Here is a 13,780-nt window from a genome sequence, read left to right on the forward strand (position 1 = left end):
AGCCCGGCATTCCCCAAGGATGCCGGGCTTTTTCGTGCCGGGATCTCAGGCAGCAAAGCCACCGTCGATCAGCAGGCTGGCACCGGTGATGTAGGCGGACTCCGGGCCTGCGAGGTAAGCGACAAAGGAAGCGATCTCATCGCCGGTGCCGTAGCGGGGCAGTGCCATGAGGCCCTTGAGCGATTCAGCGAAGGGGCCGTCCGCAGGGTTCAATTCCGTGTCCACCGGGCCGGGCTGGATGTTGTTCACGGTGATGCCGCGCGGTCCGAGATCTCGGGCGAGACCTTTGGTCAGGCCAGCCACTGCCGCCTTGCTCGCGGCATAGACGCCGCCTCCGGCGAAGGGCATGCGCTCGGCATTCGTGCTGCCGATGGTGATGATGCGGCCGCCCTCCTTCATGTGATTCGCCGCTTCCTGCGAGGCGACAAAAACGCCGCGGACGTTGATGGCCATGAGGCGGTCGTAGTCGGCGAGGGAGAATTGGTCGAGCGGAGCCATGACGGCGATGCCGGCGTTGTTGACGAGGATATCGAGGCCGCCGAGCTGCTTGACGGTGTCGTTCACGGAGCGCTTCACGGCTTCCGCATCGGCTGCGTCCGCTTGGATGGCGATGGCTTTGCCGCCGGCTGATTCGATTTCCTTCACGACGGCTTCGGCGCGGTCGGGAGAGCTGCTGTAGGTGATGGCGACCGCGGCTCCTTCGGCGGCGAGGCGTTTCGCGATGGCGGCGCCGATGCCGCGCGATGCTCCGGTGACGAGGGCGATCTTGCCGGTGAGCTTGTTGGTCGATTCGGTTTTCATGATGTGTGTCCTGGGGTGGGTCGGTGGTGTTCGTTCCGGCGAGTTGTCAGCCGTGGAAGAGGAATGACATGCCGCTGCCGGTTTGCCCAATGCCGTGATCGTTGGCTGGGCATGCTTATTTGGAATGGCAGCGGTTAGGGCGTGGGCTAGACCCCGAAGACTTGGTCCAGCTCGATCACGTGCTTGCCGGGGCCGAATGTGACGGGTGCCTTGGCCAGCTTCTCGGCGAGGATCGAGGTGGGCAATGGCCGGAACTTCCGGATGAGGCCGAGGCTATTCACGAATTTCAACACGTGGGCCGTGAAGCGTTCGCTGGCCCGGTCGGTGTCCTTCCGGAGCAGGAACCCCGGTCTGAATATGAGGCATTGGTCGAAGCCGAGATTGGCAATGTGCTCGTCGAGTGTGCCTTTCAGCTTGGAGTAGAACACTTTGCTGGTGGCGGATGCACCGTAAGCAGACACCACCACGGCCCGGGAAACTCCATTCCGCTTGGCGATCGCGGCGAACTTCGCGGGGATGTCATGATCGATCTGCCACTGCTTTTCCTTGGAGCCGGCGGCTTTGAGCGTGGTGCCAAGGCATGAAAACCAGACGTCGCCTTTGATGGATTCGGAAACCTCTTCGAGTTTATCGAAGTCGGTGATGACTTCTGAATACTTTGGATGCTCCAGCCCGCTGGAACGACGCACGAAGGCCACCACTTCCGTGTAGCCATGATCCTGTAGCAAGACCTTCACGAGGTCTTTGCCCGTGGCGCCGGTGGCTCCGATGATCAACGCTTTCATGTTCATCTGGGCCCCATGCAACCTGAATGGTCAAACACCTAGTTCATGCCGGGAGTGGAGGACAGATCAATTTGGGCCGTGCTTTCTTGAACAGCCACCTGACCAAGCGCAGCAGCAGGACCGAGAAGATGAATTCGAATCCGAGGATCAACCACACGATGCCGGTGAGGGGGCTGCGTTTCACGGGTTCGCTGCCGCCGTTCAGGGAGAGTTGGTGGAGGATGGCCGTCTCGGCGAAATGGGGTGCATGTTCGACATCGGAGACCAATCGCGGCAAGAGCAGCGATCCATCCGGCAGCGGGATGCTTCCGGCGATCATTTCGGCACCGAGCATGCCGGCTTTTTCATGATCTCCGTGCAGGCGCGTGGAGCCGATGCCGAGCCCGGTGGCGCCGGTGCCGAAGCCCCAAATCACCGGGCCGGAGTCGGCGTCGATGTAGAAGTCGGGTTGCTTCGAGCCGCGCGAGAACTCGCGCCAGCCGGCCGCGAGGCTGTCGACCTGCCAGAAGTCGCTCACCAGTTTCTGATAGAGTGCATCGGCTGCCACAGGATCGAGGTCGCGGGCATAGGAAAAGAAGAAGCCATTGGTGCAACCGCGCGATGGTCCCCACGCTTCGCCGCTTTCTATCGTGGCCATGTAAGGTGGCAGGTCTCCGGCGAAGTTTGCCATCACGCGTTGGAAGGCGTGCTTCGCCCAAGCGCTGCGCGATGTATCGGCTCTTTTGATCATGGCGATGCCTGCGACGACGTCGGCGGGAAAGCATTGCCCGGGGTAGTCATCGACCAGGCCATGGGCGGAGGCATCGATGTCCGCGGCGAGATCGTCGGTGAGTTGCTTGAGAAAAGGGAGGTGCTCGGTTTTACCTGTTAGATGGTGGTGGGCGGCGAGCGATCCGATCACGAGCATGCGGTAGAAGCAGTTCGGGTCGTCGAGGTAGTCATCGCCCCAGTAATTCTTCACCCACGAGGCGTGGCCGGGATCGAGGATGATGCGGGCGCAAGCCTCGATGGCGTTTTTGCCGGTTTCCTTTGGCGGGCGTTTTGCCAGAGATGGATCCTTCTCCCACTGGGCTTGCAGATTCTCGGTGGCCAGCAGGTAGAAGAAGGCGCCGTAGACCGGTGACTCGGTGGCGGTGATCTGATTCGAGCGCACGCTTTCCGCGATGCCGGAGGCAATGCGCCGGTCCACGTAGCCGGGAAGGCGGCGGGACAGTGAGGCGTGCAGATTGAAAGCGAAGGTGGAAGGCACCGCCGAGCGGAGGCCGCGATCCGTGAGAAGATACCATGATGTCTTCGCGAACGGGAAGACCACGAAGGCCAACGTGGGAATCAGGATCAGGAGGGCGAGGGTGCGCAGGACCAGCTTCTTCATGCGTGCGCTTGAGAACGCCGCAGACGCGGGGACTTGCCGTGAGGTGCGCGTGAAAAAGCGGTGAAGTACGATGGCCGTCGTATCTTCACAGCGCAGCCCGCGTCCTCGCCACCAGGGTGGAGTCCGGTGCCGATGATCCTTTCAGCCAATGCACGCTCGCGGCGAGGAAGCGGTGGCGGAATGCCGGCGACAGTGTCTGCCAGTCCTCGATGACGGCGCCGCTGAACTTGTAGTCGTGGGAGTCGGTGCCCTTCATGTAGATGAGACGCTGGGCGGCATCGACGAAGGCCTTGGGGTCACCGCCAGCATCGAGGTAGGCGAGCGTCCGGCGTGCTGCGAGCGGACGATCCCCCATGAGGCCGGAGAAGATTTCCTCCACGGCTTCGGGGCCGGGTTTGATGCCGGACACGGGCTCGAAGGTATCGATCTGGGGGCCTTCCTTCGCTCCGGCATCGTCACGGAAGAGCGGGAGGAAGGAGGCATTCTGGAGCATCAGGAAGCGGCGCGTCTCATCATTGGCGGCATGGTGGAAGGCGTAGTGCAGCGCATTGGTGGTGGTGGAAGCATGGAGCGCCACGATGCCGGGCTGGCGCATCAGCAATTCGGCTGCGGCGTGGAACATGGCGTCCCAGATTGGTTGCGGGCTGGCACCGGCATTGATGAGCTGGACGACCTTCGCCGAGGTTTCGTCCCAAGTGCCGGTGCGCAGGGTGGCGAGCATGTCGGCGGCGACTTCGGGCCGGTTTTCGCCGCCGTTCCAAGTGGCGCGGAGTTCCTTGAGGCGTTCGAGATTTTTGCGGCCGGGACGATCGGCGAGTTCGTCGCTTTCGGCAGGGTTCGCCTCATCGTGCGCGAGCAGGGCGTAGGAGAGTGAACGCAGGACCGGTTCGGCGTGCTGCCAGCCGATGAGGTGCAGAAGTCGCCAGGAATTGGCGACGTAGATGGCCTTGTGCCCGATATCCCGGTAGTCGCGCGCGCCGTAGCGGCAGAAGAGATCGAAGGCTGCCTGGGTATCGCCGCCGCGGGCGAGGGCGGCGGCGGCGGTGTCGGCGCAGGAGACATCCCACGAATCCATGCCCATCGTGAACGCCGCGGCGGCACGATCCGAGGCGGGCACGGCGGGCTCGAAGACGCTCTCCATGGTCCAATCGCCGGACTGTTTGTCGCGGTCCTGTGACGATTTGAACTGATCAAGTGCCCAAAAGACCGGGAGCCAGCGGTCCGAGTCAGGGGCATTCAAGCTGGCAATGTGGGCGGAATTCACCACCAGCACGGCGTGGAATTTGAAGCCGACCGGGCGTGGCTGGATATTGCGGATGCCGGCCAGCAAGAGGGCGGCGACGATTTCCCGATGAGTGGTGCCGGCCTTGATCTTCGCGCCGACTTCCTCCAGCAGCCGTTCACGTGGAGTGTCTTCCAGCAGGCGGACGAGGGGCTCGATCTCCGGGCGGAAGCGGACGATGGATGGGTCGACCTTTGCCTCTTGGGCGGAAACGCGCGGCAGTCCTGCGAGAAAGCCGAGACCACCGAATGCGCCCGTGCCGATGAAGTCCCGCCGTGTGAAATCGCCGCTCATGAAGGAGATGGCCTGCTTGGGAAGACCAAGCGGCACTCTGGACGAGAACGCCTTATACTGCAAGTTGCCCGGTGAGATCTTCGGGGGCGGCTGATTGCTTTCGCCGTACAAAACTCACGGCCGGCACGGGGGTAAACCCAAGAAACCCCGTGCCGGCCGTGTTCTGAACGGTTGCTACAAACTGGAAGGTGAAACCCAAGAAACCAACCGCTCGCCACAACCTATGTGGGTTCAAATTAAGCGGTAGGCGTGCCAAGTCTCTCCCAACGTTATGGAAAAATCGTCACAAAAGTCGGTGAATTGAGGTAGACATGAACGCCGTAAATCGAATTGGGGCGATCACTTGCGGTCCACAATTGCGAGCACGGCATCGTGCGACAGATCGGCTCGCTGGTAAGCTCCCATCGCGTTTTCGATCATCGCGATGGAGGTTTCGCGCTCGTCATGAATGACCTGCACGTCGTGGGCGCGGAGTTGGTCGACCTCGGTCTGGAACTTGGCGCGGGCGAAGATGAGGATGCCGGGATTCTTTTCACGGACCAGCGGCAGGGCGGCGAGGGTGATGGCGACGGAAGGGAAGGTGAAGGCGACGAAGCGCGCGCGCTCGATGCCGGCGAGATCGAGTGCCTCCGGATGGGCTGCATCCGCGAAGAGCACCGGCTGGCCGGCGGCCTTGAGCTCGCGGACGGTGTCGGCATTCAGCTCCATCACCAGCGTGGGGATGTCGCAGCGGCGCATGGCTTCATTGAGGCTCAGGCCGACCGGGCCGTAGCCGCAGATGATGGCGTGGTCGGCGATTTTGCGGACGGCGGCGGTGGGGGCCATGTCGGGCGCGGGCCGGGACGAGGACTTGAGGCCCTTGCTTTCCAGCCAACGGCCGAGCGGTCCCGCGCCGCGCATCAGGGAGGGGACGAGGCCCATGGTGACAGCGGTGCAGGCGAGCAGGAGCTGCTCGACGCCGGGATCGAAGAGCCGGAAGCCGCCGGCTTTTTTTACCAGCACGAGTGAGAATTCCCCCGTGCTCGCCAAGCTGGCGGTGGCCAAGAGGGCGGGCCGCAGCGGCACCTTCATGATCTTGGTCACGGCGAAGACGATGCCGCCCTTCACCGAGAGGATGAGGATGGTCCCGAGCAGGACGAAGGCCCACTGGTGAGCCAGCGCACCGAGGTCGATCATGAGGCCGACCGAGACGAAGAAGATTGTGAGGAACAGGTCCTTGAACGGCAGGATGTCCGCCATGATGCGGTGCGAGTAGATCGACTCGCTGAGCACGAGGCCCGCGGCAAAGGCCCCGAGGGCGAGGCTGAGCTGCAGGGCTTCGCCTGCCAACGCGACTGCGGCGCAGGTGCCGATGATGGTCAGCGTGAAGAGCTCGCGGCTGCGGGTGCGGGCGACGGCGTGGAGGAGGGGGGTATTGCCGTAGCGGCCGAGCAGTACCGCTCCGCCGAGGAACAGGACGCCTTTTCCGATGGCCCACGCGATATTGCCCACCGTGGATCCCGTGCCGGTGCCGTAGATCGCCGGCAGCATCAGCATGAAGAGGATGACGAGGAGGTCTTGGAAAAGCGCGACGCCCAGCGAGAAGCGGGCACCGGGGTTATTCGGCTGGCCGATTTCCTGGAAGGACTTCATGGCCACGGCGGTGGAGCTGAGGGCGATGGCCACCGACATGACGATGGTTTCCGGCCACGGCAGGCCGGTGAATCGGGAGACTCCGCCGGCGATGAGGGCGGTGAGTGCGACCTGGAGTCCTCCCCCGAAAAGCGACAGGCGCCAGAGATGGCGGAATTCCTCGACGGAGAACTCCAGGCCGAGGGTGAACATCAGCAGGATCACACCGAGCTCGCCGAGGTTCGCGATCGTGGGGTCCTGCGGGCCGATGCCGACCAGAAGCAGCACCCCGCTATTGGCAATCAACACGCCGCAGAGGAAATAGCCGACGAGCAAGCTCTGGCGCAGCTTCACCAAGGCCAGCGAGACGAAGACTGCCAGCACCAGCACCATGGCCAGCATGCCGAAAAACGGCGTCACGCTGGAGCCACCGGCGGCGAGAGGGAGTTGATCGATCCAAGGCACGGGCATCGCCTCCAGCATTTCCGATGCACGGCGCGGAGGGAAGCTTTGCGTCACGGCCATGCGTCACCAAAGCGCATTCCGGCTCGACGGCTCCGCGGCCCGGCCCATAGTCGCCCGCGTTCCCCGGAAGCGGGCGATGCCACCGTGGCGGAATCGGTAGACGCCGCGGACTTAAAATCCGTTGGGAGGTAACTCCCGTGCCGGTTCGAGTCCGGCCGGTGGCACTGATGATCTCCAGAGCGGCGTTACCTCGCCGTCGAAATGCCCGTTAGAGATGTGGCGGAGATCTGGGCGGCGTGATCCGAGCCGACCTTTACTAGATTCTCAGCGCGGGTCGCCTTGGTGAGGTCTTTATCGCGGAGCAAGTCAATTGCTGCAGGCGCTGGCGGGCGAGGAGGTCGATCGCAAGACCGTGGCCGCCCGGGCAGGGATAGGGTAGCGGGGAATGTTGAGGCCCGGGGGGGCTTTTGGTTTCAGACCAGCGACCGCAGGGCGCGGCGGACGAGGTCGGCGAGGTTCTTGCCGTTGATGGAGTGGGAGGCGTACTCGGCTTCCGGGATTTCCTTCACGCGGTCGGAGGCGCAAGACTCGGCAAAGACGGTCACTTTCCGGACGCGGCACTTTTCGCCCTCGTCCGTCACCAGGATATAATGATGATCCGATCCACGTTCTCCGCGAATGGATCCCAAGTATATCTCACGCATGGTCTGGTACATAGGAAGGGAAAGTATGCGATTTGGGCGTCGGGTTCGGTTGCCTGGGAGGCCGCCCTCAAAAGGTTCGACGCAGCGGGATATCCGGCGGTTACAAGGTGCGCCGGAATTCGGGAGATTTCCCGGGTAGGGTCCGGTTTAGGCCGGAAAGAGTTCGCTCAAGCAAAACGGGCGGCTCCGCGAGAGCGGCAAGCCGGGCTTCCGTTATTCGGCAGGGATCAGATCGAAAAGGTTCCGTCCGCCGTGTGACTCGGGCGGGGTGGGGGGATCGGCCGCTGGTGTGGCTGGAGAGTCGCCTGCTCCGGTCGCCGGCTGTCCGGGATCGACTGACGGTGTGGAAGCAGGGGCCTGGGTGGGAACCGGCGTGACCTCGGCCACTTGGCCAGGCGTGGCCTGATCCAATTGCCGGGTGAGGTCGTCGATGAGCTCTTCCCAGATCATGAGGTCGCTGGAGGAGAGGTTTGCCAGCGCGTTGGCTTGTGGCAGGTCGAGTTGCTCTTGCAGCGCCTCTTGCTGTTGCTTCGAGTCCAGGGGCTTGGTATCAGCGGCAGGCTTTGCGTCGGCGATGTTTTCGCTGGCTGGCTTGGAGCTGCCGTTGCTGCCGCGGCCATCGACGATCTGCATGCCCGGGTCGTAGGACTGGGCGCCCCGGACCAGGATGGGGAAGATGCGTGTCTGCTGGTCAGACGTCAGGTCGAGCTCGCCCGTGAGTTTTGCCAATTGCCGGAGCGCATGGGCTTCGACCCGGCTGGCACTGGCCAGGAGTTCGTCATGCCGCGGGTGGCCGGGTTTGACCTGAACCTTCAAGTCCGTCCGCAGCTCGGCTGCGGCTGGTCCAGAAGGCGTGTTCCGGTCTGCTCGCGGACGATTGGGACGGCTGGACTTGCCAGAACCCGCCGAACGGGCACCGCTTGCCTGGGATTCCGGTTGCCAGGCACCGGAGGTGGCGAATTCTTCCTTCGCGCTCTTGCCGCGATTCGTCCGCGATGTTCCCGCTTCCATGCCGCCGGCCGCGTCACCATGGGTGACGACGAAGGTCACCGTGCCGGCTAGCACCAGCATGACGACTCCGGTTATGAATGGAAGGCGGTGGACCATCGTGACGTCAGTCAGGTCTGCGGGCGGAGTTTCTGGATCTTCTCATCCAGGCTTTGCTTCTCCTTCTTCAGCTTCGCGGCATTCGGGCCATCGAGTTCCTCGATGAGCCGTCCGTAGAGCTCGGAGATTTGTTCGTGATAACTGAGAATGGTTTCGTCGCGCTTGAGGCGGATGCGCGTGGCCGCGCGCTGGATCTCACGCTCCACGGAGACTTGCTCCTGGGGTGCGAGGTCGAGCGAGTGCTTCAGGAGCGAGAGCGTCTCTTCTTCCCAATGGGCAGAGACCTCGGGCTTGGGCGCAGAGGCTTTCTTGCCCTGAATCTGGCCGACGCCGAAGCCGCAGGCGAAGACGGTCGCGAGGGCGAGAAGGATCACGAGATGATCGCGGAAACTTGGCTTCATGGTGCTTCAGGGATCGGGATTCGTGGGGAAGGAAGATGGCTCGAAGGCGTCAGGCGGTCCGCCAACAAGAGCCAAGCGAGGATGCCTGCCAAAACGGCCAGACCGGCCACGGTCCAGCGGCGCCAGATCTGGCGCAGGAAGCCGGCATGAACCTGAGCGCCGAGCTCAGGCAGCCAGCCGATGGGATTGTCTTCCGGTGCGGCTCCTGAGGCCGACTCGGTCATCGTGCGGCGGAGCTTTTGCCGGCCGGCGGCCGCGAGCTTCTGCCAGGATGGCGGGGTATCGGGCTTCATGGCGATTCGAGTTGTTTGAGCAATGTGTTGAGTTTCTTGCGGGCGCGGAAGGCGGTCACCTTGACCTTTGATTGGCCCCAGCCGGTCAATGCGGAGATCTCGGCGACCGAGCGCTCTTCCAGGTCGAGCAGACGGATGACGATTTGTTCGTGGGGCTTCAGTGCGGCGATGAGGCGGTCGAGAAGGCCGGACACCAGATCCGGGTCATCATTGCCGCCGTGATCTTCCGCCTGGGATTGGATGTGCTCGAGGGCGATGCGCTCGGCGTCCGTTAGATCGCTCGCCATGACGGCGGGGCGGGCCTTCTGACGGCGCAGCCAATCGTAGCAGGTGGTGACCGCGAGGCGGCTAACCCAGTGACTGAAAGGCTGCGGGCCCCGGTACTGGTGCATCTTCACGAAGACCTTGATGAAGACTTCCTGGAGGACGTCTTCCAGATCCGCATTCCGGCGGATCTGGCGGCTGACGAGGCGCGCTACCAGGGGATGGAGGAGAGTGACGATTTCCTTGCCCGCGGCTTCTTCGCCCCTGCGCGCCGCTTCCAGCAGGGCCATCGATGGCTCCTGGGATGAAGCGGCGTCATTGACCGGGGCGGCCATGCCCGGTGCCGGGCAGGCACCTGCCTGCGGCGCGTGGCCGAAGACCTCCGGGGTCGCCCAGAGCCCGTGCTCGATCCGTCCGCTATGGAGGTAGCCGCTCATGGGGTGGGCGTGCGTTGCACGCGGTAGTAACGATGGGCCGGCGCGGGCGAGGTGGTATCGGTGAAGGAAAGGGAGGCGGTGATCTTGTTCGCGGCGAAGCGTGATCCGGTCAGGGCATTGCTCCACGACTTGAGATCGTCGGAGCACTGGACCTGATAGTCGAAGCCGGTATGGGCAGGCCACCGGAGCAGGCTGCCTCCACTGGACGGCTTGGTGACGCTCTCCAAGGCAAAGGGCTCCGGCGGGATGGAGGCCACCAGCCAATCCGCGACGAGCAGCCAGTTGTCCCCGGCCTGGCCAGGAGAACCGGCCGCGATCTCCCACTCGGCGGCGACGGGTCCGAGATTCATCGCGGCCGAGACGGAGGTGAATTTCTGACTGAAAAGCGGTATGGAATCCAATTCCGCGGACCACACGTTCTTGGTGAAATTGATCGAAACACTCAGCGTCTGGAGGGCGGCGATGCCTAACAACTGGTCGCCGCGCAGGAAGGCGATGCCGGTGTCGCGGACGGTGACGCCGTCGTCGGTCATGACTTTCCCGGAGGTGTTGTCGAAGACCACTGCGGCGAGGAAGGTGCCCGCGATGTTGTAGAACGAGATGTAGAAGCGGTCGCGTTTCGAATTGGTGGAGTCTTGCACTCCCAGCAGGGAATCGAACTGCACCTCCGGGAAGCCGGTGGTGACGGGATTGAAATTGACCGGGCGGTAGACCAGAGTGGTTGCACTATTCGGCGAGGCATAGCCCAGCCAGGCGGTCTTTCCCAAGGGCAGATCGGCCACTGCATTCTGGGCGATCCCTTGCACTGCGTTGACCGAATTGGTGGAGACCCAACTGTTGCTGCCGCCCCACTTGTTGTTGCCCACGGTGAACTCCTCGAACTGCGTGGAATACAGCGTGCCCGCCTCCGACACCGGCGTCAGGATCGACGTCGAGAGGAGGAAGACCGCTTGGGCGGCAGTGAGGAGAGGGCGCTTCACAAGTCAGTTAGCCGGGCTTCGCCAAAAGCAACGCTGGGTGGGATTCATCCTGGCGGGGATTCAGGGTGAAGTGGTGGATTTGGGATCCTTGTCTGACTTGTCCTTGGTCTGGCCTGGCGGTGCCGGAGGTTTTCCGCGGCCGGTTCCCTTGAAGAATTCCTCGAGGGTCACGAAGCCATCCTCATTCTCATCCATGTGGTTGAAGTGGTTCGCGGGGACGTGCGGAGGGACGTGGCTGTATCTCGGCAGGGTGGAGAACTCTTCCAACGTGAGGAGCTGATCATCACCGGCCAGATCGAGGAAGAGGGATGCGACCTTCTGGTCCATGCGGTTCTTCAATTCCACGACCGCGGCCTGACGCTCGGTCTCATCGACCTGTCCATCGCCATTCGTGTCCCAGATCTTGTTGCCCTGGCCGCGGGAGCTATTGCGGGCCTCATCGTATGCCTGGCGCTCCAATTCGGAGATGTTCCCGTCTCCATTCACATCGAGGAACGCGGCGGTGGAGGTCGTCATGCCCGGTGGCACGGCGACGCAAACTCCGGCGAGAACAAGCCACGGGAAGAGTGGAGTTTTCATGATTGAATGCGGGGACAGCTTTCGAGAATGGCCGTCTGGCGGGGCATCGGTTTCCAACGATGCAGGGCGCAAACCGGGGTCCATACCGGCCCGCAGGATAGGGGATGGGGGGCCGCAAGGCAATGCCGAGCATGCGTAGGGTCCGGCGGTGGGAGCCGGCCTGAATCCGGGGGCCGGGATTTACTTCGCAGGCACCCGCGTGCGGGCGGCGGTGTAGCCGGCGGCTTCGGCGGTGATTTCCCAGGCACCGCCCGGCTGGGCGCTGCCAACCGGCGAGAGGTGGAGCTTGCCGGAGTCGGTGCCGCGGGTTTCGGCCATGCCCTGGGCGAGGGCGAGGATGGCGCGGATGATGGTTTCACCTTCGGCATCCGACACGGCGACCTGGGGAGGCATGGGGACCTCGCCCCAGACGCCGCCGCCGCCGGTTTTGACCTTGGCTTGCAGGCGGGCGGCCTCGTCGGGTTTGCCGCGGTATTTCATGGCGACGTCGAGATAGGCGGGGCCGACGGAGGTCTTGTCGACCTGATGGCAGGCGAAGCATTGGCGGGAGGTGACCAGCTTCTCGATGTCGGAGGAGAACTGGGGGCCGCCGGCGTCGTGGCCGGTGGGGGGGATGTAGCGGGCGCGGACGACGATCTTCGAGGGATCGGCGGCGCCTTTGACGGTGAAGGGGACTTCTTCGTCGAAGCCGAGCTTGTCGGGCTTGCCGGTGAGATCGAGGGTGAGGGGTGGTAGCGTCTTTTCCGCTTCAAGGGGGACACGGGCGATCGCGATGGCGCCTTTCGCATCGGTGGCGACGGCGCGGAGTTCGGAGCCGCTGCTGGTCAGGGTGACGGAGGTGCCGGTGCCGACCTTGGTTTCGTTGACGCCCTGGGTGAGCCACCACTCGATGGTCACGCGGTCGTTGTCAGGGTCGCTGGCGGTGGCGGTGTAGGTGGTGCCGCTGGTGGCGACGGTGATCGTGGGAGGCTGGTTGCCATCGGCGGCGTGGAAGCTGCGGATGCGGCCGTCCTTGTTGAAGTACCAGTCGCCGCCGTATTCGAGCAGCCAGAGGGTGCCATCCGCGGCCATCTCGAGGTCCATCGGGTGCTTCAGCTTGTCCATGACGGGCTCGAGCTTTTCGAGCTTCTCCTCGCGGCCGAGCTTGGCCTTCCACATCTTGCTGCGGGCCCAATCGTAGGTCAGCAGCGAGTGGTCATCCTCCTTGCCGAGGAGATTGAACTTTCTACGAGCATCATAGTAGAAGACGGGGCCGGCCATCGCATTGCGGCCACCGCTGCCCATGACGGGGAACTCGGGGCTGTCCGCATAGGGATACCAGATGAAGGCCTTCTGGGCCGGTGGCAGGTCGACGAGGCCGGTATTGCGGATGCTGGGGTTCTTCGGCTTGGCGGGGTCGGTGATTTCGCCGGGCTTGCCGGTATTGAAGTCGACGATGGCGTAGGGCTTGTTGTCGGCGATGACGAAGGGCCAGCCGAAGTTGCCGGCTTGCTTGGCCTGGTTCACTTCATCGTGACCGCGGGGACCCTTGGAGCCTTCGTTGCCGGCGTCGGGGCCGACTTCTCCCCAGTAGAGTACGCGGGTTTTCGGGTCGATGGAGATGCGGAAGGGATTGCGGCAACCCATCACGTAGATCTCGGGGCGGGTCTTTGCGGTGCCGGGTGGGAAGAGATTGCCCTTCGGGATCTCGTAGCCGTTTTCGGTGGGCTTGATGCGGAGGATCTTGCCGCGGAGGTCATTGGTATTGCCGGCGCTGCGCATCGAGTCGGCGTGCTCGTGGCCATCGCGGTCATCCATGGGCGCGAAGCCATCGCTCTCGAAGGGGTTCGTATTGTCGCCGGTGCTGAGGTAGAGGAGGCCATCCGGACTGAAGGTGAGCGAGCCGCCGTGGTGGCAGACCCGGTCGCGGCGGTCGGTGGGGATATCGAGCAGGACCTTCTCCGAGGAGAGGTCGAGCTTTCCATCCTTCAGCTCGAAGCGGGAGAGGCGGTTCAGCATCTCCTTGGGATGGCTGTAGTAGAGGTAGAGGCGGCGATTCTTGGCGAAGGCTGGATCGAGGGTCACGCCGAGCAGACCGTCCTCGCGGGCCCATGGCGAATTGCGGTCGGCTTCGCGCAAGGCGGTCACTGGCACCTCGCCGATTTCGAAGACGCCGCCGGTGGATGGGCGAACGCGCAGCACCCGGCCCTCGCGCTCGATGACGATGATGTCGCCATTTGGAACGAGGGTGATTTCCATCGGGTCGCGGAGGTTATCGACGATGGTGGTGCTCTGGATTTCGGCGGCCGGGGTGCAGGTGATGGCGAGGCCGGAGAGGAGGACGGAGCGAAGGGTGAGTGACGAGCTCATGCGAGGGTTCGGACTGGGCTAACGGGGCGGAAGGATTTGGTGGGAGGCGATACTTT

The 13,780-nt window shown here is 63.5% G+C and carries 13 protein-coding genes and 1 tRNA gene; 1 reads left to right on the top strand and 13 read right to left on the bottom strand.

Translation table 11 applies throughout. From position 1 onward, the window contains the following. Positions 1–45 precede the first annotated feature (45 nt). The 5 genes from WKV53_RS23225 to WKV53_RS23245 all read right to left on the bottom strand — a co-directional run bounded on the left by WKV53_RS23225 (position 46) and on the right by WKV53_RS23245 (position 6,670). Positions 46–801 (bottom strand): 3-oxoacyl-ACP reductase family protein, encoded by a 756-nt coding sequence (locus WKV53_RS23225; RefSeq protein ID WP_341407210.1) that lies wholly within the window; start codon positions 799–801, stop codon positions 46–48. Positions 802–947: 146 nt separating this feature from the next. Next, positions 948–1,586 carry an NAD(P)H-binding protein gene (locus WKV53_RS23230; RefSeq protein WP_341407211.1) on the bottom strand — a complete coding sequence of 213 codons (639 nt, stop codon included), beginning with the start codon at positions 1,584–1,586 and terminating at the stop codon, positions 948–950. A gap of 43 nt (positions 1,587–1,629) precedes the next feature. After that, a complete protein-coding gene (locus WKV53_RS23235) occupies positions 1,630–2,958 on the bottom strand; it encodes a hypothetical protein (protein WP_341407212.1) in 1,329 nt (442 codons plus the stop codon). A gap of 85 nt (positions 2,959–3,043) precedes the next feature. After that, positions 3,044–4,534, bottom strand: a complete 1,491-nt coding sequence (locus tag WKV53_RS23240) for a hypothetical protein (RefSeq protein ID WP_341407213.1) — start codon at positions 4,532–4,534, stop codon at positions 3,044–3,046. A gap of 339 nt (positions 4,535–4,873) precedes the next feature. Continuing rightward, a complete protein-coding gene (locus tag WKV53_RS23245; protein ID WP_341407214.1) occupies positions 4,874–6,670 on the bottom strand; it encodes a cation:proton antiporter in 1,797 nt (598 codons plus the stop codon). A gap of 78 nt (positions 6,671–6,748) precedes the next feature. Here WKV53_RS23245 and WKV53_RS23250 point away from each other — a divergent pair. Beyond that, positions 6,749–6,834 (top strand) — tRNA-Leu (locus WKV53_RS23250). 249 nt (positions 6,835–7,083) lie between these two features. On the opposite strand, the gene WKV53_RS23255 is transcribed toward WKV53_RS23250, so the two are convergent. The 8 genes from WKV53_RS23255 to WKV53_RS23290 all read right to left on the bottom strand — a co-directional run bounded on the left by WKV53_RS23255 (position 7,084) and on the right by WKV53_RS23290 (position 13,724). Continuing rightward, entirely contained in the window at positions 7,084–7,314 is a 231-nt protein-coding gene (locus WKV53_RS23255; protein WP_341407215.1) for a hypothetical protein, read from the bottom strand. A gap of 213 nt (positions 7,315–7,527) precedes the next feature. After that, positions 7,528–8,385, bottom strand: a complete 858-nt coding sequence (locus tag WKV53_RS23260) for a hypothetical protein (protein WP_341407216.1) — start codon at positions 8,383–8,385, stop codon at positions 7,528–7,530. A 47-nt stretch (positions 8,386–8,432) separates the two neighbouring features. Continuing rightward, on the bottom strand, positions 8,433–8,822 hold the full coding sequence (locus WKV53_RS23265; RefSeq protein WP_341407217.1) for a hypothetical protein: 390 nt from the start codon (positions 8,820–8,822) through the stop codon (positions 8,433–8,435). After that, positions 8,819–9,115, bottom strand: coding sequence for a hypothetical protein (locus tag WKV53_RS23270; protein WP_341407218.1), 297 nt, complete (start codon positions 9,113–9,115; stop codon positions 8,819–8,821). Before WKV53_RS23270 ends, WKV53_RS23265 begins: the two co-directional genes overlap by 4 nt. Further along, positions 9,112–9,816, bottom strand: coding sequence for an RNA polymerase sigma factor (locus WKV53_RS23275; RefSeq protein WP_341407219.1), 705 nt, complete (start codon positions 9,814–9,816; stop codon positions 9,112–9,114). Before WKV53_RS23275 ends, WKV53_RS23270 begins: the two co-directional genes overlap by 4 nt. Further along, entirely contained in the window at positions 9,813–10,796 is a 984-nt protein-coding gene (locus tag WKV53_RS23280; RefSeq protein WP_341407220.1) for a hypothetical protein, read from the bottom strand. Before WKV53_RS23280 ends, WKV53_RS23275 begins: the two co-directional genes overlap by 4 nt. Before the next feature lie 60 nt (positions 10,797–10,856). Then, complete coding sequence (locus tag WKV53_RS23285; protein WP_341407221.1) at positions 10,857–11,375, bottom strand: EF-hand domain-containing protein; 519 nt, start codon at positions 11,373–11,375, stop codon at positions 10,857–10,859. 180 nt (positions 11,376–11,555) lie between these two features. Continuing rightward, the gene (locus WKV53_RS23290; RefSeq protein WP_341407222.1) at positions 11,556–13,724 is read right to left on the bottom strand and encodes a PQQ-dependent sugar dehydrogenase; all 2,169 of its coding nucleotides are present in this window, start codon (positions 13,722–13,724) and stop codon (positions 11,556–11,558) included. Positions 13,725–13,780: the final 56 nt, after the last annotated feature.

The organism is Luteolibacter sp. Y139 (assembly GCF_038066715.1).
GTDB lineage: Bacteria > Verrucomicrobiota > Verrucomicrobiia > Verrucomicrobiales > Akkermansiaceae > Haloferula > Haloferula soli.

Coding starts and splice junctions, on each gene's coding strand:
- WKV53_RS23225 (WP_341407210.1), bottom strand. CDS start 801: ATGAAAACCGAATCGACCAACAAGCTCACCGGCAAGATCGCCCTCGTC.
- WKV53_RS23230 (WP_341407211.1), bottom strand. CDS start 1,586: ATGAAAGCGTTGATCATCGGAGCCACCGGCGCCACGGGCAAAGACCTC.
- WKV53_RS23235 (WP_341407212.1), bottom strand. CDS start 2,958: ATGAAGAAGCTGGTCCTGCGCACCCTCGCCCTCCTGATCCTGATTCCC.
- WKV53_RS23240 (WP_341407213.1), bottom strand. CDS start 4,534: ATGAGCGGCGATTTCACACGGCGGGACTTCATCGGCACGGGCGCATTC.
- WKV53_RS23245 (WP_341407214.1), bottom strand. CDS start 6,670: ATGGCCGTGACGCAAAGCTTCCCTCCGCGCCGTGCATCGGAAATGCTG.
- WKV53_RS23255 (WP_341407215.1), bottom strand. CDS start 7,314: ATGCGTGAGATATACTTGGGATCCATTCGCGGAGAACGTGGATCGGAT.
- WKV53_RS23260 (WP_341407216.1), bottom strand. CDS start 8,385: ATGCTGGTGCTAGCCGGCACGGTGACCTTCGTCGTCACCCATGGTGAC.
- WKV53_RS23265 (WP_341407217.1), bottom strand. CDS start 8,822: ATGAAGCCAAGTTTCCGCGATCATCTCGTGATCCTTCTCGCCCTCGCG.
- WKV53_RS23270 (WP_341407218.1), bottom strand. CDS start 9,115: ATGAAGCCCGATACCCCGCCATCCTGGCAGAAGCTCGCGGCCGCCGGC.
- WKV53_RS23275 (WP_341407219.1), bottom strand. CDS start 9,816: ATGAGCGGCTACCTCCATAGCGGACGGATCGAGCACGGGCTCTGGGCG.
- WKV53_RS23285 (WP_341407221.1), bottom strand. CDS start 11,375: ATGAAAACTCCACTCTTCCCGTGGCTTGTTCTCGCCGGAGTTTGCGTC.
- WKV53_RS23290 (WP_341407222.1), bottom strand. CDS start 13,724: ATGAGCTCGTCACTCACCCTTCGCTCCGTCCTCCTCTCCGGCCTCGCC.